Origin of the sequence: Agrobacterium larrymoorei (genome assembly GCF_005145045.1) — a bacterium.
Taxonomy (GTDB): domain Bacteria; phylum Pseudomonadota; class Alphaproteobacteria; order Rhizobiales; family Rhizobiaceae; genus Agrobacterium; species Agrobacterium larrymoorei.
In genome coordinates this window covers 1,082,330-1,103,707 of sequence record NZ_CP039692.1, presented here as the reverse complement: position 1 = coordinate 1,103,707, position 21,378 = coordinate 1,082,330, and the positions used below count along the sequence as shown (strand labels likewise).

The window sequence follows — 21,378 nt, the reverse complement described above, 5'->3', positions numbered from 1 at the left end:
GCAATAGTATTCCGTCAGAAATTGCCCAAAACGAAATAATCCATCATGAACGACTACAAGGTCCTGAAGACATTTCTGCTTGCGGCGGAGAAGCGGAATTTCGCGCAGGTAGCGCGCGAACTCGACATGACACCCGCTGCCGTCACGCGCGCCATCGCAGCACTTGAGGATGATCTCGGCATCCAGCTTTTCGTGCGCACCACGCGTCAGGTTTCGCTAACGACGGATGGCGCAGTCTTCGCGGCCCAGATCCAGCCCGCAGTCGAGGCGCTGGAAAATGCAAGGCGCGATGTAAAGAATGCCCATAAGGCCGATCAGGGTCGATTGCGCATCAGCGCACCGACATGGCTGGGCACGACAGTACTTCCGCCTATTCTTGCCGGGTTTCGCGCGCTTTATCCCAGGATGAGCTTCGAAATCTCGCTATCCGATGGTCTGGTGAACATTGTCGATGATGATTACGATCTGGCCATCCGCATATCGTCCCAGCCTTCCGACAAGTTCACAATCTGGCGAAAGATACGCGCGGTGCCGCGCATCCTCGTTGCCGCCCCCGGCAGCCGATTTACGGCGATGAAGCATCCGAGCGAACTGAACCCCGACGATTGCCTTGCCTATAGCGGCGAAAGCCGCCGGGAAAACTGGACACTTTCGGATGGCGGCTCCAGCATTTCCATCGCCGCAGGTCGTGCCTTCAGCGCCAATAGTGGCGAGGTACTTGCAGACATGGCAGCAAATGGCGCAGGAGTCGCCCTCTTACCCGGCTTCCACATCGCCGCCCATATCGGCTCAGGCCGCCTCGTCCAAGTATTTCAGGGCTGGGCACCGCCGGAACTTTGGCTGACGCTCTATTACCCACCTTATCAGACACTGCCACCCCGCATTGCCACCTTCTCCAAATTTTTCGAGGAGCAGCTTCCGGCTTACATGGTGGAGAACTGGTAGCGCTCAGAGACCAACACCTTCCACATAGTCAGGATACTCCGCGCTGATCACATCAATGATCGACAGCGTCCCGGAAAGGTGCGTCCTCAGTGCCGCCGTTGCAGCTTCCGGCTTGCCGGATGCGATTGCTGCGACGATCGCTTCGTGGTCGGTGAGCACCGTATGCATCTTGCCGGGCATGGGCAGGTTGAGGCGGCGCAGGCGATCCAGATGCACGCTTTGCCGCCGGACGTTTGACCATAGCTGGAGGATGCCGGTCTTTTCGTAGAGCTTGCGGTGGAATTCGCGGTCGATACTATCGAAGGTGTCGTAGGTCTCCGGTCTCGCCAAAGCTTTTTGACGCGCCAAAATGTCTCCTAGCTCGGCTGCGGTCTCGGCGGGAGCCTCCTCTGTCAGGCGTCGCACGGCTTCGAGCTCTATCGAAAGCCGCAGAAACTGGGCCTGCCGGGCGTGATCGATATCGATCTTCGCCACCACCGTCGCATATTGCGGATAGACATCGACCATGCCCTCTTCCTGCAGGCGCATCAGCGCATCGCGGACAGGCGTTTGGCTGACGCCGAATTCCAGTTGAAGCGATGCGCGCGACAGGACGGTGCCGGGCACGAGCTGCACTTTCAGTATCCTGTCGCGCAGAATTTCATGCACCTGCAGAGCCACCTGTCGCGAGCGATCCAGCTGCCCGCCCCTTATCATTCCACTCATGCTCACCTGCCCTGTTGCGGTTCGAAAACATTAAAACACATCTTCGGGGTTGATGCACTGATGTTTTAGTGCTTCAATGCATTTATCCGCTTTGGGAGTGAAAGCGGGCGGCGAACGAGCGCCGCACATTTCAAACGGGAGGAATCCATGAGACTGCTTCTCAGCGGCGTGACCGCTATCGCCATCGCGCTGGGCCTTGCCTGTCCGAGCCAGGCACAGGAAAAAACCAACATCTCGATCACCCGCCAGCCCGGCATCCTTTATCTCGCAAGCCACGTCATGGAGACGCAGAAGCTGATCGAGAAGGAAGCTGCGAAGGAGGGCATCGAAGGGGTGAAGGTGGAATGGCGCACCTTCTCTGGCGGCGGCGCGCAGACGGATGCGCTGCTTGCTGGCAATGTGGACGTGGTCAACACCGGCACCGGCAACCTGCTGCTGCTTTGGGATCGCACGCGCGGCAAGGTCAAGGGCATCATCACCAGCTCTGCCCAGCCGGTCATCATGGTGTCCAACGACCCGCGCATCAAATCGCTGAAGGATATCGGCCCGTCTGACAAGATCGCCGTACCGACCGTCGGCGTTTCGACTCAGGCCATTCTGCTCCAGATGGCGGCGGCGAAGATGTATGGTGATGATCAGGTCAAGAAATTCGATCCCAACACCGTGCAGCTTGGCCACCCGGATGCCGTGGCAGCCATTGCCAACCCCAATCACGAGGTCAAGAACCACTTCTCTGCACCGCCTTTCCAGTATGTGGAGCTGAAGCAGCAGGGCGTGCACAAGGTAACGGACTCGCGTGAAATTCTTGGCGGTGCGCTGACCCAGGCGACATTCTTCACCACGACGGCCTTCGCGGATGCCAATCCGAAGCTGGTGAAAGCGCTGCGTACTGCGACCGAAGAAGCAATCGCCTTCATCAAGAAGGACCCGAAGTCGGCTATCGATGCCTACAAGACCGTTTCCGGCGACAAGACCAGCGTCGACGACCTGCTGGCGATGATGAAGGAGCCGGGCATGGATGAATGGCGCACAGACCCGCAGGGTACGATGAAGTTTGCCGAACATCTGCACAAGATCGGCACGCTGAAGAGCATGCCGAAGGCATGGACGGATTATTACCTGCCCGACAGCGCCTATCTCAACGGCAATTGATCGCAGCGAAAGCGCCCCATGCAGCGGCGCGTGCCGCCGCTGCTTCCTTTCTTGAGGAGTAAATCCATGATGCAGGCAAGCATTGCTGCCGCCGAGCCGCTTGCGCCGGAAGCCCAGAAGACGCCGCTTCTTTCCGTTGACCGCGTGACGCTGCGCTACAAGACACCCAATCTGCTGATCACGGCCACGGAAGATGTGAGCTTCACCGTGCGTGAATCCGACCGCTTCGTGCTGCTCGGTCCATCCGGCTGTGGCAAGTCCACGCTGTTGAAGGCCGTCGGCGGTTACATGACGCCGTCTGCCGGAACGATCCACATCAATGGCCGTCAGGTCACGCGACCCGGCCCGGACCGCATGATGGTGTTCCAGGAATTCGACCAGCTGATGCCGTGGAAGACCGTGCTGGAAAACGTGATGTTCCCGCTACTGGTCGCTCGCAAGCTGCCGCAGGCCGAGGCCGAAAAAATCGCCCGGCACTATATCGACAAGGTGAAGCTGACGCGCGCCGTGGACAGCTATCCGCATACGCTGTCGGGCGGTATGAAGCAGCGCGTGGCCATTGCGCGCGGCATGGCGATGCAGCCGGATATTCTGCTGATGGACGAGCCTTTCGCCGCTCTCGACGCACTGACACGCCGCCAGATGCAGGACGAGCTTCTGCAGCTTTGGGAAGACACGAAATTCACCGTCATCTTCGTTACCCATTCGATTGCGGAAGCGATCAAGATTTCCAACCGCATCCTGCTGCTGTCTCCGCATCCGGGCCGCGTGAAGGCGGAAGTGGTGGATGTGGACAAGGTGAGCCACGAGGATGGCAGTGCCGCAGCCCTTGAGCGTGACATCCACAATCTGCTGTTCTCCAACGAACCCGGCCACAAGGAGTAGAGCCATGCTGTCCCCGAACATCATCCTCGCTTCCGAGGTGGAGAGCACCAAGCCTCACAGCAATATCAAACCCGTTGAACAGAAGCTGAGCCCATTCGAGATGCTCTGGGGCATCAGCGCGTTGCGCAAGACGCTGCTGATCCTAACGCTTGCCATCATCTGGCAGATCTATGCCTCCTATCTCGATAATCCTCTGCTATTCCCAACGCTGAGCGACACGCTGACGACGCTGGTGGACCGCTTTATCGATGGCACTTTGCCATCGCGCATCTGGACGACGCTGAAAATCCTGTTCATGGGTTATGCGGTCGGCACGGTGCTGGCCGCGCTCTTGACGGTTCTCGCCATCAATACCCGTATCGGTACGGATTTTCTCGAAACCATGACGGCGATGTTCAACCCGCTGCCGGCCATCTCGCTGCTGCCGCTGGCGCTGATCTGGTTCGGGCTCGGCGCATCAAGCCTCGTCTTCGTGCTGATCCACTCCGTTCTCTGGGCGGTGGCGCTCAATACACACTCAGGCTTTCTCGGCGTCTCACGCACGCTGCGCATGGTTGGCGCAAATTACGGTCTGACTGGCATCTCCTATGTGCTGCGCATCCTCGTGCCTGCCGCCTTCCCATCGATCCTGACAGGCCTCAAGATCGGCTGGGCCTTTGCATGGCGCACGCTCATTGCCGCAGAACTCGTCTTCGGTGTTTCCTCCGGTCAGGGCGGCCTTGGCTGGTTCATTTTCGAAAACCGCAACCTGCTGGATATTCCGGCTGTGTTTGCCGGTCTGTTGACCGTTATCATCATCGGCCTGATCGTTGAAAACCTCGTCTTCCAGACGATTGAGCGTCACACCATTCAGAAATGGGGCATGAAGGAATAGCGCCAGCTTTTCTTCAGGCATCCAAGAGGCAGTCCCCATGACAGAACACAAGACGACAGAACTTAAGACGACAGAACGTAAGACACCTGAAACGCTTAGAAGCGCGAGATGGTTTGCGCCGGATGACCTTCGCTCCTTCGGCCACCGCTCCCGCATGATGCAGCTTGGTTATGCCGAAGAGGATTTTCGCGACAAGCCCGTCATCGGTATTCTCGATACGTGGTCGGAGCTGAACACCTGCCACTCCCACTTCAAGGAGCGGGTTCAGGATGTGAAGCGCGGCGTTAGCCAGGCGGGCGGCTTCCCGGTTCAGATGCCGTCGCTTTCGGTGGATGAGAGCTTCACCAAGCCGACGTCGATGCTCTACCGCAATATGCTGGCCATGGAGACGGAAGAGATGATCCGCTCCCACCCGCTGGACGGCGTCGTGCTGATGGGCGGTTGCGACAAGACCACGCCCGGCCTCGTCATGGGCGCGATCTCGGCGGGCATTCCGATGATCTACCTTCCCGCTGGCCCTATGCTGCGCGGCAATTATGCGGGGAAGATCCTCGGTTCCGGCTCCGATGCCTGGAAATACTGGGATGAACGCCGCGCAGGCAATATTTCCGACGAGGAATGGCTCGGCGTTCAGGGCGGCATCGCCCGCTCGGCAGGCACCTGCATGACGATGGGAACGGCCAGCACCATGACGGCGATTGCCGATGCCATGGGCCTGACGCTGCCCGGTGCATCTTCGATACCCGCCGTCGATGCCAACCACCAGCGCATGTCCGCTTCCTGCGGGCGTCGCATCGTGGATATGGTGTGGGAGGATTTGACGCCGGACCGTATCATCACCGATGCGGCCTGTCGCAACGCGGCGATCATCGCCATGGCAACCGGCTGCTCCACCAATGCCGTTGTGCACCTGATCGCGATGGCGCGCCGCGCGGGCGTGAACCTCACGCTGGACGATCTCGACGCGCTGGGGCGCGTGACGCCGCTGATTGCCAATGTCCGGCCATCGGGCAAGGACTATCTGATGGAAGACTTCTATTATGCGGGCGGCCTGCGCGCGCTGATGAAGCAGATGGAAGACCGTCTCGAACTTTCCGCCCTGACGGTAACCGGCAAGACGATGGGCGAAAATCTGGAAGGCGCGGAAGTCTATAATGACGATGTCATTCGCCCGCTGTCGAACCCGGTCTATCATGAAGGCTCGCTTGCCGTGCTTCGCGGCAATCTCTGCCCCAACGGCGCCGTCATCAAGCCTGCCGCCTGCGATCCGAAATATCATGTCCATCAGGGCCCGGCACTCGTCTTCGACAGTTACCCGGAGATGAAGAAGGCCGTGGATGACGAGAACCTCGATATTACGCCTGATCATGTCATGGTGCTGCGCAATGCAGGGCCGCTGGGCGGACCGGGCTTTCCCGAATGGGGCATGCTTCCCATTCCCAAGGCGCTGATCAAAAAGGGCCATCGCGATATGCTGCGCATTTCCGATGCCCGCATGTCCGGCACCTCCTATGGCGCCTGCGTCCTGCATGTTTCTCCTGAGAGCTATGTCGGGGGACCGCTGGCACTTCTGAAGACCGGTGATATCGTTCGTCTGGACCTGCCCAACCGCAGTCTCGACATGCTGGTGGATGAGGCGGAACTGGCCCGCCGCAAGGCCGAATGGGTGGCGCCTGAGCCGCGCTTCCAGCGCGGTTACGGCTGGATGTTCTCCCGCCACGTCACGCAGGCCGATCTTGGCTGCGATTTCGATTTTCTGGAAACGGGTTTCGGCAAATCTGCCGGTGAACCGGATATTTATTGAGAGGACCAGACGATGACCGATTATGTGCTGAGCGACGCGACGCGGGCGAAATACAAGAAGATTTCCACCGCTTCCATTGCGACCGCTCTCTTCAAGCGCGGCCTGCGCAACCAGTTCATTCAGGGCGTGGTGCCGGTTGCGCCGAAGTCCGAAACGATGGTGGGGCAGGCTTTCACGCTGCGCTATATTCCAGCCCGAGAAGACCGCAACCCGATTACCGTGTTCCGCAACGCCGACCATCCCCAGCGGGTTGCCATGGAAACCTGCCCGCCTGGCCATGTTCTGGTGATGGACGCTCGCAAGGATGCGCGTGCGGCAACCGCGGGCTCCATTCTCATCACGCGGCTGGCGCTGCGCGGCGCTGCGGGCGTCGTGTCCGATGGCGGCTTTCGCGATGCCGAAGGCATCGGCGCACTCGACATGCCCGCCTATTACGCCAAGCCTTCCGCACCGACGAACCTGACCTTGCATGAAGCGCTCGACATCAACGTGCCGATCGCATGCGGCGATGTCGCGGTCTTCCCCGGCGATGTGCTTGTGGGCGACAAGGACGGCGTCATGGTCATCCCCGCGCATCTTTCGGAAGAACTCGCAGACGAATGCGCCGGCATGGAAAGCTTCGAGGACTTCGTGCTGGAGCAGGTGAAGAAGGGTGAAGCAATCATCGGCCTTTACCCCTGCACCAAGGAAGAGCACCAGAAGAACTACGAGGAATGGCGCAAAGAGACCGGCCGCTGAAACCTGATCTGATGAGGGCCGTTACGATGACGGCCCTCATTTTTAGCCGCAAGCTCGTGCTAGATGCGATGAGCGAGTGCGATGGACTCGGCTACCTGCGCGTGACCGGACGAAAGCTTGCTGGTGGCCACGCGGATATGAGCGCTGGGCAGGACGGAAAACTTGTTGCCGGGCACGACGGCAATGTTTCGAGCCGCCAGCGTCACCATCGCGAAAGATTCAGACTCCACCGGCACCCAGAGGCAAAGGCCGCTACCCGGCATGGTCTTCACACCCCGCTCAAGCAGTTCGCGCGCCAGTGCATCGCGCCGTTCCTGATAGGCTGCGCGAGCGCTTGCCACGATCTGCGACGTTTCTTCATCCTTGATAAGCCAGGCAACGGCAGCCTGCAAAACCCGGCTTGTCCACCCTGCACTGAAGGCGCGGTAAGATTGTATCTGCTCCACGATAGCCTTCGAGCCGGAAAGCACCGCCAGCCGCAGATCCGGCCCCAGTGTCTTCGAAAAAGACAGAATGCGTACCGTTCGATCCGGAAAGCGTGCACCGAGAGACACCGGCTTTGAGACTGAAATATCCGCAATACCGTCATCTTCGATAATCAGCGTATCGCCATCGGCCAGAACATCGCCCAGCGCCTGCATCCGCTCAGGCGTAACGGTTTGCCCCGTGACCGAATGCAGTCGCGGCTGGAAGAGGAAGGCGGCGGGCCGCTCGGCCATGGCCTGTCTCAGCGAGGCGGGTAAGGGCCCTTGGCTGTCCGAAAGGATGGGTACGATTTTCACGCCGAGATCTTCGAGAATGTCCAGAAGGCGCATGGCGGTGGGATGTTCGACGGCAACGACCGATCCCGGTCGCACGAGCGCGCGGATGGTGGTGTAGACGCCATTATATCCGCCATTGATCGCCAGAAAGGCTTCGGCGTCATAAGGCCAGTCGCCAGCAAGCGCATCTCGAAGTTCAGGAACGATCCGACTGCGCTCATAGCTGTTCAGATCGCCGACCGAGGTGGCGTGCACCATCGCCTTGGCAAGCGGCGGCAGCAATGTTTGATCCGGCACCGCCATGGAAAGATCGAGAACATTGGCGCCATAATGACCGGCACTTGCCAGACGCTCCGGCTTCGCAACGAAGCGTTCCGCACAGACCCAAGTCCCGTTACGCCCACGACCGCTGACGATCTTCTGCTGGCGAAGTTCGCTCCAGGCTTCGGAAATGGTGGCGGGGCTGACCCCAAGCTCGTAAGCCAGATCACGAATGGCAGGCAGCCGCGTTCCGACCGGCAGAACACCGGCTCTCACCAGCGCGCTGGTTTCCAGCGCAATACCGCGGATCGTCTTGTTGGTTATTTTTTCGGCAAGCCATCGAGCCTCGGTAATGTCGCCCACTTTTTTCTCACTTTAAATGTTCAATAACGTAATAACATTTGTACGATGTTAAGTGTACATTTATTCTTAAGACATCGAAAAAATAAACGAGTACCAAATTATGCCGTTGAAACTTCGTCTCGCACTTCGCGACTGGGACTATATGACGCCGCTCGTTCTGGGAGATGTCTCATCTCCGAAGCTTCAGATCGAGGTCGATCGCGTCGGCACACTCATCTCCAATGTTGCTGAAGACGATGCGCATGACGCTGCCGAAACCTCCTTCAGCCGCTATGCGCAGATGCGCCACGATGGCGACGAGAGCGTCATCGGCATGCCGAATTTCATCATGCGCGGCTTCCGCCATCGCTGCATCATCACCACCAAGGATAGCCCGATCCGCTCGCTTGCGGATCTTGCAGGCAAAAAGATCGGCGTGACCGGCTGGCGCGATTCCGGCAATACCTGGACCCGCGCGGCATGCCGTCGCGAAGGCGTGGGCGTGGAAGACGCCATGTGGTATGCTGGCCGTCTGACGGAAGCCCATCCCATTACCGACCGTCTGGATGGGTTCGGTCGTCCGGGCCGGATCGAGGCGGCACCGGGCGAACGCCCGATGGTGGATCTGCTGAAGGATGGCGGGCTGGATGCCGTATTCACCCCCTTCATGCCGAAGGGCTTCTTCGATCAGGACTCGCCGTTCCGCCAGGTCCTGCCGGATTACCGGGCTTCGGAAGTCGCCTATTTCAACGACGTCGGCTACGTGCCGGGCATGCATCTGATTGGTTTCAAGGCGCATATCGTGCGCGAAAATCCGTGGGTGATGGACGAGCTTAGCCAGTTGATCGACGCTTCCCAGCGCATGTGGCTGGAAAAGCGCGAAAAATACGCCGACACGACGCCATGGATGATCGATGAACTTCGCCGTTGTGCCGCGGATTTGCCGCCGAACTGGAATGTCAGCGGCTTCAAGGAGAACGAAGTCATGATCGCCGATTTCGCCAACGAGCTTCATGCTCAGGGCATCCTGCCGCGTCTGCTCACGCCCGCAGAACTGTTTCCACATCACGCCGAGGGCAACTGACGATCACATTCAGGCCTTAGCAATTCAAATCGCTGCACACAAAAAGGGGAATACCAAAATGCATTCGAAACTCATTGCTTCCGCCGCCCTCGCCGGGCTCATTCTTGCCGGACCGGCTCTTGCCGAGACGGCTGCCATTCCCAAGCAGAGCGTGAACGAGGAACTTCGCGCCCGGCTGCCGGAAAAAATCCGCACCGAAGGAAAGATGATCTCCGTCAATAACGGCTCCTTCCCTCCCTATGAAATCGTGACCGGCACCAAGATGGAAGGTGCAAGCGCCGACCTGACCGATGCGCTGGGCGAAGTTCTGGGCATCAAGATCGAGCACGCAACCGTCGGCGGCCTGCCAGCGCTTCTGGCGGGCGTCAATTCCGGTCGCTACCAGTTTGCCTTCGGTCCCGTGGGCGATTTCAAGAGCCGCGAAGAGGCCAATGATTTCGTCGACTGGGTGCAGGAATTCGTGGTCTTCGCCGTTCAGAAAGGCAACCCCAAGGGCATCTCCTCGCTCGATACATCCTGCGGCCAGCGCATCGCCGTCATGGCGGGCGGCTCGGCGGAGCGCGTGATCCAGGCACAGGCCGAAAAGTGCAAGACCGATGGCAAGGGCGCAATCGAGGTACAGTCCTACACAGACCAGCCAAGCTCCATCCTGGCGGTTCGCTCCAAGCGCGCAGATGCCTTCTTCTCCTCTCAGGCGCCGCTGACCTATTTCGTCTCCCAGGCCAATGGCCAGCTGGAACTGACCGGCGTTGGCCAGAAGAACGGCTTTGACGACCTCTATCAGGGCGCTGTCGTCCCGAAGGGTTCGGAACTCGGTCCGGTTCTTTTCGATGCCATCAAGGTGCTGATGGACAACGGAACCTATGCGACCATCATGAAAAAATGGGGCCTTGAAAACAACATCCTCAAGCAGCCCGGCATCAACCTTGGGGGCCAGTTGCCAAAATGACGAGCTCCGTAGACATGAAAGTGCCGCCTTCGGGTGGCACCGATCTGCGGGATGTGGCGACAGCCCACACCCCGTTCCGCACGGGCAGACTTGTGCTTTGGGTCGTGATCGCGCTCGTCGTCGTCAACTTCGCCTGGATCGTTGCCAACAACGAAAACTTCGGCTGGCCGGTCGTTGCGCAGTATTTCTTCGATCCGGTCGTCATCAGCGGACTTTACGTCAGCCTTGGGCTGACCGTCGTCGCCATGATCCTCGGCGTCATCTTCGGTCTGATCATCGCTATTGCCAGAATGTCGAATGACGGGTTGGCCAGTTCCTTCGCATCACTGTTCATCTGGTTCTTCCGCGGCACGCCTCTGCTGGTCCAGCTGATCTTCTGGTACAACATGTCCACCCTGTTTCCGCAAATTTCGCTCGCTATCCCTTTCGGGCCGACACTTGCGAGCTGGGATACCAACTCCGTCATCACCCCGATGACCGCTGCAATCGTTGGCCTGGCGCTGAACGAGGCGGCCTATATGGCGGAAATCATTCGCGGCGGGCTTCTTTCGGTAGACCGCGGACAGGCGGAAACGGCTGAAGCCTTCGGCATGACCAAGGCGCGCGCTTTGTGGCGCATCATCATTCCGCAGGCCATGCGCTCCATCGTTCCGCCAACGGGCAACCAGCTGATCAGCATGATCAAGGCAACCTCGCTCGTCAGCGTGATTGCGATGGCCGATCTGCTGTATTCGGTCCAGTCGATCTACAACAGAACATTCGAAATCATTCCGATGCTTTTGGTCGCGGTGATCTGGTACCTGCTCATCACCTCCATCCTCAATGTGGGTCAGAATTACATCGAGGCCTATTATGGCCGCAGTGACCGCCGCAATGCAGCTGTTGCAAAGCCCGCTCTGGAAGAGGAGGCAAGCCATTGACCGCAGTTGCAAACACAAAGCCTCTCGTCGAGGCGCGCAACGTTCACAAATCCTTCGATCAACTCGAAGTTCTGAAGGGCATCGATCTGGATGTGATGCCGGGAGAGGTCGTGGTCATTCTCGGGCCTTCCGGTTCCGGCAAATCCACCTTCCTGCGCTGCATCAACCATCTGGAGACAATCCAGCAGGGATCGATTGCCGTGGATGGCGAACAGATCGGCTACCGGGTGAAGAACAACCGGCTGGAAAAGCTGTCCTCCAACGGCATTGCGCGCCAGCGCCGCAAGATCGGCATGGTGTTCCAGCAGTTCAACCTCTACCCGCATATGACGGTGCTGCAAAACATCATCGAAGCCCCGGTCGGCGTTCATGGCGAAAGCCGCAAGGACGCAACCGAAAATGCCATGCGCCTGCTGGAACGGGTAGGCCTGTCGGAAAAGGCCGCCTCCTATCCGCGTCAGCTTTCCGGTGGGCAGCAGCAGCGTGTCGCAATCGCACGTGCGCTCGCCATCAAGCCGAAACTCATGCTGTTCGATGAGCCGACCTCCGCGCTCGACCCGGAACTCGTCGGCGAAGTTCTCGCCACGATGAAGGATCTCGCGCGTCAGGGCCTGACCATGATCGTCGTCACCCACGAAATCGGCTTTGCCAAAGAAGCGGCAGATCGCGTGGTCTTCATGGATGGAGGCCACATCGTTGAGATGGGCAAGCCGGAAGAGGTCATCGGCAACCCGCAACACCCGCGCACACAGGCTTTCCTCTCGCGCTTCCTGTAAGTGATACGCTTTCTCCCCAACTTGGCGCCAGCCTCAAAGGCTGGCGTCCTTTTCAAGATCTTGGTGGACCCCATGCTGAACGACAATCAATATGCCCGCGTTTCCGATTTCGAGCCCATGGAGGCCGAACTGAAGGCGACGCGCCAATATCTGCACGCCAATCCAGAGCTTTCGCAGGAAGAAGTGGAAACCGCCCGCTATGTGGCGGAAAAGCTGGAAGCCTGGGGCTATGAGGTTACCCGCAATGTCGGCGGTCACGGCGTCGTGGCCCGGTTGAAGAACGGTACGGGAACCAAGAGCATCGGCATCCGCGCCGATATGGATGCACTCCCTATCCTTGAAGAGACGGGGCTGCCTTATGCCAGCAACACGCCCGGCAAAATGCATGCCTGCGGCCATGACGGGCACACGACGGTTCTCTTGGGTGCTGCCGAATACCTAGCCCGCACCCGCCGTTTCGACGGCACCGTGACCCTGATTTTCCAGCCTGCGGAAGAAGGCGGCAAGCCGAGCGGCGCGCAGGCCATGATCGAAGATGGCCTCTTCGAGCGCTTCCCGATCGACGCGATCTTCGGCCTGCACAACCACCCCGGCGCACCGGAAGGCACGATTTTGACGCGCTCCGGGCCTATGATGGCGTCGTCCGATACGGTCAAAATCACCGTCAAGGGCAAGGGCGGCCATGCCTCGCGTCCGCACCTCACGATCGATCCCATCGTGGTTGCCTGCAACCTCGTCGTCTCGCTCCAGACGGTCGTCTCGCGCAATATCGATCCCACCCAGACCGCCGTCGTGACCGTCGGCACCATCCATGCGGGTGAGGCGGTCAACGTCATTCCGGAATTTGCAAAACTGGCACTCAGCGTGCGCTGTTTCGAGCCCAAGGTTCGCGATCTTCTGCAGCGCCGCATCACCAAGCTCGCACAGTCCATGGCGGAAGCCTATGACGCGACAATCGAGCTGGAATACGAACACGGCTATCCGGTGGTCGCCAATTCGGAAGCCGAGACGGCTTTCGCACGTCTCGTAGCGGAAGAGTTGATCGGTAGCGACAAGGTAGCCACCTGCCCTCTCATCCCCGGCAGCGAGGATTTCTCCTACTTCCTCGAACACAAACCCGGCAGCTTCCTGCGCCTCGGCAACGGCATGACCTCCGCCATCCTCCACAGCTCCAAATACGACTTCGCCGACGACAGCCTCACAGTGGGTGCTGCCATGTGGGCGCGACTGGCAGAGCGTTTTCTTTCGGAGTGATGCGGCGCGTCAGAAACGGCGGAGCTTGACCCTCCTCATCTCAATAAAGACCGCCAAATTCGGGCGGTCTTTTTTTGGCGCGATGTACTCGAAGAGCAAGCACATTATTCTTCCGCCATTCCCCGGTGAAACGGTGACAGGTCCGTAGTCGGCTATCGACGCGCTCTGATCTGCGCGTTGACAAAGCGTCCCGATTGGGACCAAAGTCGCGCCGATCATTGCGTTCTGGGGGAGAGACCGATGTCCGTCCGCGCCGTTTTTCACGCACTTGCCATCACGCTTGCAACGCTGTCTGCTTCCCCGCTTATGGCGCAGGATGCGACGCGGAAGGTTGTGACGACGCAGAATGGGGATTATTTCGGGTTCGATCTGCGCACCGAACAAAACGTTTCGCAACCGCAATGCGAGACCATCTGCATCAACGACAAGGCGTGCAAGGCCTTCACCTATAATCCGAAGGTGAAGTGGTGCTTTCTGAAATCGGACTATAATCAGCTAAACGCCTTCCCCGGAGCTGTCGCTGGCAAGATCGTGCAAGTGGCGAGCGCAAACGAACAGGATATCGGCGCGCCGCAGCGGCTTTCCTTTGTCGATGACAGCCTTTACCAGCAGGCACGCAAACTGAAGGCGGGCTTGCCTGAAGCTGACGAGACGCAAGGTGCGGATGCGCTGCTTTCTGCCGCCCGCCAGCAGGCAGGCACCGACATTCCTCAAGCGGTCGAAAATTATAAAGCGGCGCTTTCGCTCACCCCCGATGACGGTGCGCTGTGGAGAGAGCTTTCCTCGGTCGAAGCCAGCGTCAAGGACAATTACCAGATATTGGGCGAAGCCCCGGCAGCGGCGCTGAATGCCTATCAGCTGAGCCGGACGCAGACACAGCGAACGCAGGCTCTCAACCGGTTGGCGGAAGCCTTTGCCAAAAGCCAGAGCTACCGCGCTGCGTTGAATGCCTATAAGGCAAGTCTTGCCCTGTCCGACGTGCCTGCGACCAGAACCATTTATAACGACCTGCGCACGCGCCAGGGCTTCCGCGTCACCAACAACACCGTCGATACCGACAGCGTTGCGCCTCGAGCCTGCATTCAGTTCTCCGAACCGCTCGTCAAGAACGGTGTCGACTACTCCTCCTTCGTCACCCTGGATGGCGCAGCCCCCAAAGCCCTTGAAGCCAAGGGCAGCGAGATTTGCGTGGAAGGCCTGACGCATGGGCAGCGATACAAGATCGCGCTGCGCGCCGGGTTGCCTTCCTCCGTGGAGGAGCCTCTGGAGAAACAGGTCGATCTGGATATCTATGTGCGTGATAGATCGGGCTCGGTGCGCTTTACCGGCGATAATTTCGTGCTGCCCGGCACGGCACGGCGCGGCATTCCGCTCGTCTCCGTCAATATCGAACGGGCCGATCTGAAGCTTTACCGCGTCGGGGATCGCAACATTACGTCGCTTCTGGCGAATTCGCAGTTCCTGACCCAGATGGACGGCTATAGTGCCGAGAAGATCGAGACGGAGCTTGGAGAACTCGTCTGGCAGGGCGGCATCGATATTCAGAGTGAGTTGAACAAGGATGTCGTGACCAGCTTCCCGGTGGACGAGGCTCTGCCGGACCGCAAGCCCGGCATCTATGTTCTGACCGCCGTTCCGCCCGGCACGCCGCCGGAAAACTGGGATTCGCGCGCAACGCAATGGTTCCTCGTCTCCGACAGCGGCATCACCACCTATGCCGGAACGGATGGTCTTAACGTGTTCGTGCGGGCGCTGAGCACGGCAGCACCGCTGAAAGGCGTTTCGCTGCAACTGCTGGCAAAAAACAATGAGGTACTGGGTTCAGCGACGACGGATGGCGAAGGCCGCGCGACATTCTCCGCTGGCCTGATGCGCGGTTCGGCTGGTCAGGCGCCTGCCATCATCACCGCCCGCAATGGCGAGAAGGACTATGTATTCCTCGACATGACGCGGGCCGGCTTCGATCTTTCCGACCGCGGTGTGACCGGACGCGCGGCACCGGGCGCAATCGACGTGTTCAGCTGGACCGAGCGCGGTATTTACCGTGCGGGCGAGACGGTTCACGCCGCCGCCCTCTCTCGGGATATCGAAGGCAACGCCATCGAGAACCTGCCGCTGACCTTCATTTTCTCGCGCCCGGATGGCGTCGAGGATCGCCGTTTCGTCAGCGATGGCAAGGCGCTTGGCGGCCATGCCATCGATCTTCCGCTTCAGGAAAACGCCATGCGCGGCACCTGGACGATGCGGATCTACACCGACCCGAAGGGCAGCGCGATCAGCGAGAAATCCTTCCTTGTCGATGATTTCGTGCCGGACCGCACCGAGTTCGATCTGACAAGCGCATCGAAGGAGATCGATCCGGCAGGCGATACGCAAATCGATGTGGACGGTCGCTATCTCTATGGCGCACCGGCAGCGGGGCTTGAACTGGAAGGCGAAATCGCGCTGAAACCGACGCGCACCAACCCTGCTTTCGAAGGCTATGTCTTCGGTCTTGCCGATGAAGAAACGGAAGAGGAAAGCCGCACGACGCTGGACGCGCTTCCAGCACTGGATGAGAACGGCAAGGCCAGCTTCCCGGTAGAACTCGGTGACCTTCCCTCCACCACCCAGTTCCTTTCCGCCAACATCACCGTGCGTATGCGCGAAGCGGGCGGGCGGGCAGTGGAGCGCTCGCTGACATTGCCGATCAAATCCGAAAGCAGCATGATCGGCATCAAGCCGCAGTTTTCCGGTGATCTTGCCGAAAACTCCATCGGACGCTTCCACATCATCGGTCTTGCGCTGGATGGAACCAGACAGGCGATGAACGGCCTCATCTGGAAACTGATCAAGGTGGAGCGCAATTACCAATGGTATCGTCAGGGCAATTCCTGGCGTTACGAGCCGGTAGAGCATACAAAACAGGTGGAAACCGGCACGCTGTCCGTCACCCCCGATGGGGCTGAGATTTCCGTACCCGTGAGCTGGGGCCGATACCGGCTGGAGGTGGAAGCACCACAGAACGAGGGCGCGATATCGAGCGCGGAGTTCGATGCGGGCTGGTTCGTGACCGCAAGCTCCACCGAGACGCCGGATGCGCTGGAAATTGCACTCGACAAGCAGAGTTACAAGGTGGGCGACACCGCCAAGCTCCAGGTCACCTCCCGTTTTGCCGGGCAGCTGATGGTCGCTGCTGGCTCCGAAAAGCTTATTTCCGTCCAGAATGTCGAAATCGGCGACAAGGGCGGCGAAGTCGAGATTCCGGTGACGGAAGAATGGGGCGCTGGCTCTTATGTAACGGCCACTTTGTTCCGCCCCGGCGATGCGCAGGAAAGCCGCATGCCCATGCGCGCAATCGGCGTGAAATGGCTTGCTGTAGACCCCGGCGAGCGCAAGCTTTCTGTTTCGATGGATCTGCCAAAGCAGACGCTTCCACGGCAGAAGCTCGATATTCCGTTGCAGGTGGCTGGTGCTGGCGCGGGTGAAAAGGCCTATGTCACGGTTGCCGCCGTCGATGTCGGCATTCTCAACCTCACCCGTTATGAGCCGCCGAAACCTGACGAATGGTATTTCGGCCAGCGCAGGCTTGGGCTCGAAATCCGCGATCTTTACGGACGTCTCATCGATGGTTCCCTCGGCGCGACCGGGCGCTTGAGAACCGGTGGCGATGGCGGGCAGGTTGCTCTTCAGGGCAGCCCGCCGAAGGAAAAGCTGGTCGCATTCTTCGCCGGACCGGTGGAGCTGGATGCGCAGGGAAAGGCGACGATCAGCTTCGATATTCCGCAGTTCAACGGCACCGCACGGATTATGGCTGTTGCCTGGACGAAAACCGGCATCGGCCACGCGGTTTCCGACGTCATCATCCGCGATCCCGTCGTCGTTACCGCCAGCGCGCCGAAATTCCTGAGCCCTAGCGATATCTCGCAACTCAGGCTGGACATTGCCAACACGGATGGCGAAGCCGGTGATTATAAGATCGACGTGACCAGCAACATGGCGGTAACGGTCGATCAAGGCGAATTTTCACAGGTTACCAAGCTCGAAAAGGGCGGCAAGGCATCCTTCACCGTGCCGCTGACCGGCGAGTTTCCGGGCGATAGCCAGATATCGATCAAGGTCAGCAATGCAAGCGGAATTTCGCTGGAGCAGGCCGTGATCATTCCCGTTCGCCCTTCCGTTCTGCCTGTAACGACGCGTCGTAACATCAAGATTGCGCCCAATAGCAGCCTGACGGTGGACGGCAATCTGCTGGCGGAAAGCATGCTTGTCGGCTCTTCCGTTGCGGTCAACGTTACCCGCTCTCCGGCCTTCGATATTCCAGCGCTGATGATGATGCTGGACAAATATCCCTATGGCTGCGCCGAGCAAACCACCAGCCGGGCGCTTCCGCTGCTTTACGCATCAGAATTGATGAAGGAGAGCGGTGGCGCTGACGATCCCGATATTCGCAAACGCGTTCAGGATGCAATCTACCGCGTGCTGTCCTTCCAATCCAGCGCCGGTGGTTTCGGCCTCTGGTCTCCGGGTGAAGGCGATTTGTGGCTGGACGCCTATATTACCGACTTCCTGACGCGTGCCCGCGAACAATCCTACGATGTGCCGGAAAACGCCATGGTGCAGGCCCTGACCAACCTGCAAAACGGTCTTGCCTATGACACCAACGTCAAGGATCGCGGCAACGAGATTGCCTATTCGCTCTACGTTCTGGCGCGCAACCGCAAGGCCGCAATCAACGATCTGCGTTACTACGCCGACACGGCGCTGACCGACTTTCCGACACCGCTTGCAAAGGCGCAGGTCGCTGCGGCACTTTCGCTTTATGGCGATGCGGCGCGTGCGAAATCCGCCTTCGGCGCATCGCTCAGCATGGCATCGGCCACGACACGCGTCACGCTGGCGCGGGCCGATTACGGGTCCGTGCTTCGCGATGGTGCGGCCTCTCTGGCGCTTGCTGCGGAAAGCCGCCCGGTTCCGGCTGTCGTGCCGCAACTGGCGGGCGCTGTTTCCAAAGCCTGGGAGGCCAAGCCGTATACCAGCACGCAGGAACAGGCGTGGATGCTTCTTGCCGCCCGTGCACTGAAGGGTGAGGACAAGGATATCCGGCTGGATGTGAACGGCGCGCTGCAACAGGGCGGCTATGCCAAGCGCATGAGCGGCGATGAGCTGCTTCAATCTCCCGTCAGGATCACCAATGCGTCGACAGATCCGGTAACCGCTGTCGTGACGACGGTGGCCCCGCCTTCCAAGCCGCTGCCAGCAGGCGGCGAGGGTTTCACAATCGAGAAAACCTATTATTCGCTGGATGGCGAGGAGGTGAATGTGAGCGATGTGGAGCAGAACCAGCGCTATGTCGTGGTGCTGAAAGCCGTTCCGCAAAACGACTGGCAGGCGCGCATTCTCGTCACCGATCTTCTGCCTGCCGGTTTCGAAATCGACAATCCGAGCCTCGTCAACAGTGCGGAACTGGCGAATTTCGATTGGCTGCCGGAAACGGAGGCGGCCCACACGGAATTCCGTTACGACCGCTTCGTTGCGGCCTTTGACCGCACAGCCGGTGACAGTTCGGAAATCGCGCTCGCCTATGTCGTGCGCGCTGTCACGCCCGGCACCTATGACAACCCGGCGGCAACGGTGGAAGACATGTACCGTCCGCAACTGTCGGCCCGCACCGCAACCAGCCGCATGGAGGTGCGCGCAGCGCAGCAATGAATGGTTGGCGCAGCTTCTTCCTTGGCTTTACGATGGCGGCCTGCCTGACCGGGATCGCCATCTATGGTCTGAATTATCTCGACCGCACCTATCCGCCGCCACTCGACACGGCACGGCTCGTTTCTCAGGAAGTAGTAGATGCGGACGGCAATCTGCTGCGCGCCTTCGCCACACCGGATGGGCGCTGGCGGCTGAAGACAGGTGCTGCCGATATCGATCCGCAATTCATCAGGATGCTGATCGCCTATGAGGATCAGCGCTTCTATGACCATCATGGCATCGATATCCGAGCGTTGGGTCGCTCCGCCTGGCAATTGCTGATCAATGGCCGCATTGTTTCCGGCGCCTCGACGCTCTCCATGCAGGTTGCGCGATTGATTGAGCCGCGCGCGGACCGTTCCTTCAGCGCAAAATTTCGCCAGATGCTGCGCGCAGTGCAGATCGAGCGCAGGCTGAGCAAGGCAGATATTCTCGATCTTTATCTCAACATCGCCCCCTATGGCGGCAATATCGAGGGCGTGCGAGCAGCAAGCCTTGCATGGTTCGGCAAGGAGCCGCGCAGGTTGGACACGGCGCAGGCGGCCCTTCTGGTATCCTTGCCCCAACTGCCGGAAAAACGCCGCCCTGATCGTTTTCCGCAGGCGGCAAAAGAGGCGCGGGAGCGTGTTTTGCAGCGACTTGCGGTTTCCCGCGTCGTGGGGGAAGGCGAAACCGCGCGCGCTGCAACCGCCGCCGTTCCTCCCCAGCGTCTGGAGCTTCCGGCCTATGCGCCGCATCTTGCCGAAGCCGCGCGGGCGAAATTTCCTCGCCAGCACATCATCGGCTCTACGCTTCGACGCAGTATTCAAAGTGAGCTTGAGACACTGGCGCGAGACGCTGCTACAAAGATCGGCGAAAAGGTTTCGGTTGCCATCGTTATGGCGGATAGCAGTACCGGAGATATCCTCGCCGATGTCGGCTCACCGGATTTTCTCGATACGTCGAGGCGCGGCTGGGTGGAGATGAGCCGTGCGATCCGGTCTCCCGGTTCCACGCTGAAGCCATTCATCTACGGCCTTGCCATCGAGAACGGTCTCGTTGCACAGGAAACGATCATCGAGGATCGTCCTGCGGATTTCTCCGGCTATCGACCGCGCAATTTCGATATGCAGTACCAAGGCGATGTCAGCATCAGGCAGGCTCTGCAGCTTTCCCTCAACGTACCAGCGGTAAAGCTGCTGGATGCGGTAAGCCCGGCTGCACTGATGGTGCGCTTCCGGCGCGCAGGCGTAAACCTCTCTCTTCCAAAGGCCGAACCGCCGGGTCTGGCAATTGCGCTTGGCGGCGCCGGGCTTTCCCTTGTCGATCTCGTGCAGCTCTATGCCAGCCTCGCCAATCAGGGCCAGCCGGTAAGGCTGGGCGATGGCGTGAGGGGCAAGCCGGAGGTTCTGGATGTGGACCCGATTTTTTCTAGAAATGCTGTCTGGAACATCACCGATATCCTCTCCGGCGTTCTGCCGCCGCTCGGCATGAAGCAGCGCGGTATCGCTTACAAGACCGGCACCAGCTATGGCTACCGCGATGCCTGGTCCGTCGGTTTCGATGGTCGTTACGTGATTGGCGTGTGGGTTGGACGCGCCGATAATGGCGCCGTTCCGGGTATCGCAGGCTATGCCACTGCCGCACCCATTCTCTTCGATGCCTTTGCGAAATCCGGCGTCGCCATCGCGCCCTTCGCTCCTGCACCAAGCGGCATGGCGAGGCTGAACTACGCGGACCTTCCCGCCAACCAGCGTCGTTTCACCACCACATCCAGCGGCCTGCTCACCGCCTCAAAACGAGAATCCTCACCCCTTATCGTCTACCCGCCCGAAGGCGCGCGTGTTGAGCTATCGGATCAGAACGGCGATATCTCGCCACTTGTACTGAAACTGCAGGGTGGCCGCGCGCCGTTTCGCTGGCTGGCCAATGGCAAACCCCTCCCCGACCTCACCCGCCGCCGCAGCAACGAGTGGACACCGGAAGGCCAGGGCTTTTCCACGCTCACCGTCATCGACGCCGATGGCCGCGCCTCGAGCGTCCGCATCTTCGTGCAGTGAGTACGATTCTTTTTTGTGAGAGGGTGCGCTTTGGAGCGTTTCTTTGTTGAGGGGTTAGTTCCGGTACAGAGCGGAATGACCTGTAGGCGCCCTGCTGTTTTCGCAATTAAACCCTCTTGGCTTTTGGTGCCAGAAAGCCTTGATCCGCATGGGCCGATG

Annotated in this window: 15 protein-coding genes; 13 read left to right on the top strand and 2 right to left on the bottom strand. The window is 59.6% G+C overall.

The genetic code is table 11. From position 1 onward, the window contains the following. Positions 1-45: 45 nt before the first annotated feature. The gene (locus CFBP5473_RS19380; RefSeq protein ID WP_027674678.1) at positions 46-945 is read left to right on the top strand and encodes a LysR family transcriptional regulator; all 900 of its coding nucleotides are present in this window, start codon (positions 46-48) and stop codon (positions 943-945) included. A 3-nt stretch (positions 946-948) separates the two neighbouring features. On the opposite strand, the gene CFBP5473_RS19375 is transcribed toward CFBP5473_RS19380, so the two are convergent. Next, the gene (locus CFBP5473_RS19375; protein ID WP_027674679.1) at positions 949-1,650 is read right to left on the bottom strand and encodes a GntR family transcriptional regulator; all 702 of its coding nucleotides are present in this window, start codon (positions 1,648-1,650) and stop codon (positions 949-951) included. A gap of 147 nt (positions 1,651-1,797) precedes the next feature. Between CFBP5473_RS19375 and CFBP5473_RS19370 the strand changes: the two genes are divergently transcribed. The 5 genes from CFBP5473_RS19370 to CFBP5473_RS19350 all read left to right on the top strand — a co-directional run bounded on the left by CFBP5473_RS19370 (position 1,798) and on the right by CFBP5473_RS19350 (position 7,103). After that, positions 1,798-2,802 carry an ABC transporter substrate-binding protein gene (locus tag CFBP5473_RS19370; protein WP_027674680.1) on the top strand — a complete coding sequence of 335 codons (1,005 nt, stop codon included), beginning with the start codon at positions 1,798-1,800 and terminating at the stop codon, positions 2,800-2,802. Positions 2,803-2,868: 66 nt separating this feature from the next. Continuing rightward, positions 2,869-3,687: an ABC transporter ATP-binding protein gene (locus tag CFBP5473_RS19365; RefSeq protein ID WP_027674681.1), complete on the top strand. Its 819-nt coding sequence runs from the start codon at positions 2,869-2,871 to the stop codon at positions 3,685-3,687. Positions 3,688-3,691: 4 nt separating this feature from the next. After that, positions 3,692-4,561 carry an ABC transporter permease gene (locus CFBP5473_RS19360; protein WP_027674682.1) on the top strand — a complete coding sequence of 290 codons (870 nt, stop codon included), beginning with the start codon at positions 3,692-3,694 and terminating at the stop codon, positions 4,559-4,561. A gap of 37 nt (positions 4,562-4,598) precedes the next feature. Next, entirely contained in the window at positions 4,599-6,365 is a 1,767-nt protein-coding gene (gene araD, locus CFBP5473_RS19355) for an L-arabinonate dehydratase (RefSeq protein WP_027674683.1), read from the top strand. Positions 6,366-6,377: 12 nt separating this feature from the next. Beyond that, the gene (locus tag CFBP5473_RS19350) at positions 6,378-7,103 is read left to right on the top strand and encodes a ribonuclease activity regulator RraA (RefSeq protein WP_027674684.1); all 726 of its coding nucleotides are present in this window, start codon (positions 6,378-6,380) and stop codon (positions 7,101-7,103) included. A gap of 59 nt (positions 7,104-7,162) precedes the next feature. Here the strand turns inward: CFBP5473_RS19350 and CFBP5473_RS19345 are convergent, their stop codons facing one another. Next, positions 7,163-8,488 carry an aminotransferase-like domain-containing protein gene (locus tag CFBP5473_RS19345; RefSeq protein ID WP_027674685.1) on the bottom strand — a complete coding sequence of 442 codons (1,326 nt, stop codon included), beginning with the start codon at positions 8,486-8,488 and terminating at the stop codon, positions 7,163-7,165. A gap of 100 nt (positions 8,489-8,588) precedes the next feature. Between CFBP5473_RS19345 and CFBP5473_RS19340 the strand changes: the two genes are divergently transcribed. The 7 genes from CFBP5473_RS19340 to pbpC all read left to right on the top strand — a co-directional run bounded on the left by CFBP5473_RS19340 (position 8,589) and on the right by pbpC (position 21,219). Then, entirely contained in the window at positions 8,589-9,551 is a 963-nt protein-coding gene (locus CFBP5473_RS19340; protein ID WP_027674686.1) for an ABC transporter substrate-binding protein, read from the top strand. 58 nt (positions 9,552-9,609) lie between these two features. Continuing rightward, on the top strand, positions 9,610-10,500 hold the full coding sequence (locus tag CFBP5473_RS19335) for an ABC transporter substrate-binding protein (protein WP_027674687.1): 891 nt from the start codon (positions 9,610-9,612) through the stop codon (positions 10,498-10,500). Continuing rightward, positions 10,497-11,420 carry an amino acid ABC transporter permease gene (locus CFBP5473_RS19330; protein WP_027674688.1) on the top strand — a complete coding sequence of 308 codons (924 nt, stop codon included), beginning with the start codon at positions 10,497-10,499 and terminating at the stop codon, positions 11,418-11,420. Before CFBP5473_RS19335 ends, CFBP5473_RS19330 begins: the two co-directional genes overlap by 4 nt. Then, on the top strand, positions 11,417-12,196 hold the full coding sequence (locus CFBP5473_RS19325) for an amino acid ABC transporter ATP-binding protein (RefSeq protein ID WP_027674689.1): 780 nt from the start codon (positions 11,417-11,419) through the stop codon (positions 12,194-12,196). The genes CFBP5473_RS19330 and CFBP5473_RS19325 overlap by 4 nt, the downstream gene beginning before the upstream one ends. Before the next feature lie 72 nt (positions 12,197-12,268). Continuing rightward, a complete protein-coding gene (locus CFBP5473_RS19320; protein WP_027674690.1) occupies positions 12,269-13,450 on the top strand; it encodes a M20 aminoacylase family protein in 1,182 nt (393 codons plus the stop codon). A gap of 240 nt (positions 13,451-13,690) precedes the next feature. After that, positions 13,691-19,141, top strand: coding sequence for an alpha-2-macroglobulin family protein (locus CFBP5473_RS19315; RefSeq protein WP_027674692.1), 5,451 nt, complete (start codon positions 13,691-13,693; stop codon positions 19,139-19,141). Further along, on the top strand, positions 19,138-21,219 hold the full coding sequence (pbpC, locus tag CFBP5473_RS19310) for a penicillin-binding protein 1C (RefSeq protein ID WP_027674693.1): 2,082 nt from the start codon (positions 19,138-19,140) through the stop codon (positions 21,217-21,219). Before CFBP5473_RS19315 ends, pbpC begins: the two co-directional genes overlap by 4 nt. The last annotated feature ends 159 nt before the right edge of the window (positions 21,220-21,378 follow it).

Coding starts and splice junctions, on each gene's coding strand:
- CFBP5473_RS19380 (WP_027674678.1), top strand. CDS start 46: ATGAACGACTACAAGGTCCTGAAGACATTTCTGCTTGCGGCGGAGAAG.
- CFBP5473_RS19375 (WP_027674679.1), bottom strand. CDS start 1,650: ATGAGTGGAATGATAAGGGGCGGGCAGCTGGATCGCTCGCGACAGGTG.
- CFBP5473_RS19370 (WP_027674680.1), top strand. CDS start 1,798: ATGAGACTGCTTCTCAGCGGCGTGACCGCTATCGCCATCGCGCTGGGC.
- CFBP5473_RS19365 (WP_027674681.1), top strand. CDS start 2,869: ATGATGCAGGCAAGCATTGCTGCCGCCGAGCCGCTTGCGCCGGAAGCC.
- CFBP5473_RS19360 (WP_027674682.1), top strand. CDS start 3,692: ATGCTGTCCCCGAACATCATCCTCGCTTCCGAGGTGGAGAGCACCAAG.
- araD (WP_027674683.1), top strand. CDS start 4,599: ATGACAGAACACAAGACGACAGAACTTAAGACGACAGAACGTAAGACA.
- CFBP5473_RS19350 (WP_027674684.1), top strand. CDS start 6,378: ATGACCGATTATGTGCTGAGCGACGCGACGCGGGCGAAATACAAGAAG.
- CFBP5473_RS19340 (WP_027674686.1), top strand. CDS start 8,589: ATGCCGTTGAAACTTCGTCTCGCACTTCGCGACTGGGACTATATGACG.
- CFBP5473_RS19335 (WP_027674687.1), top strand. CDS start 9,610: ATGCATTCGAAACTCATTGCTTCCGCCGCCCTCGCCGGGCTCATTCTT.
- CFBP5473_RS19330 (WP_027674688.1), top strand. CDS start 10,497: ATGACGAGCTCCGTAGACATGAAAGTGCCGCCTTCGGGTGGCACCGAT.
- CFBP5473_RS19320 (WP_027674690.1), top strand. CDS start 12,269: ATGCTGAACGACAATCAATATGCCCGCGTTTCCGATTTCGAGCCCATG.
- CFBP5473_RS19315 (WP_027674692.1), top strand. CDS start 13,691: ATGTCCGTCCGCGCCGTTTTTCACGCACTTGCCATCACGCTTGCAACG.
- pbpC (WP_027674693.1), top strand. CDS start 19,138: ATGAATGGTTGGCGCAGCTTCTTCCTTGGCTTTACGATGGCGGCCTGC.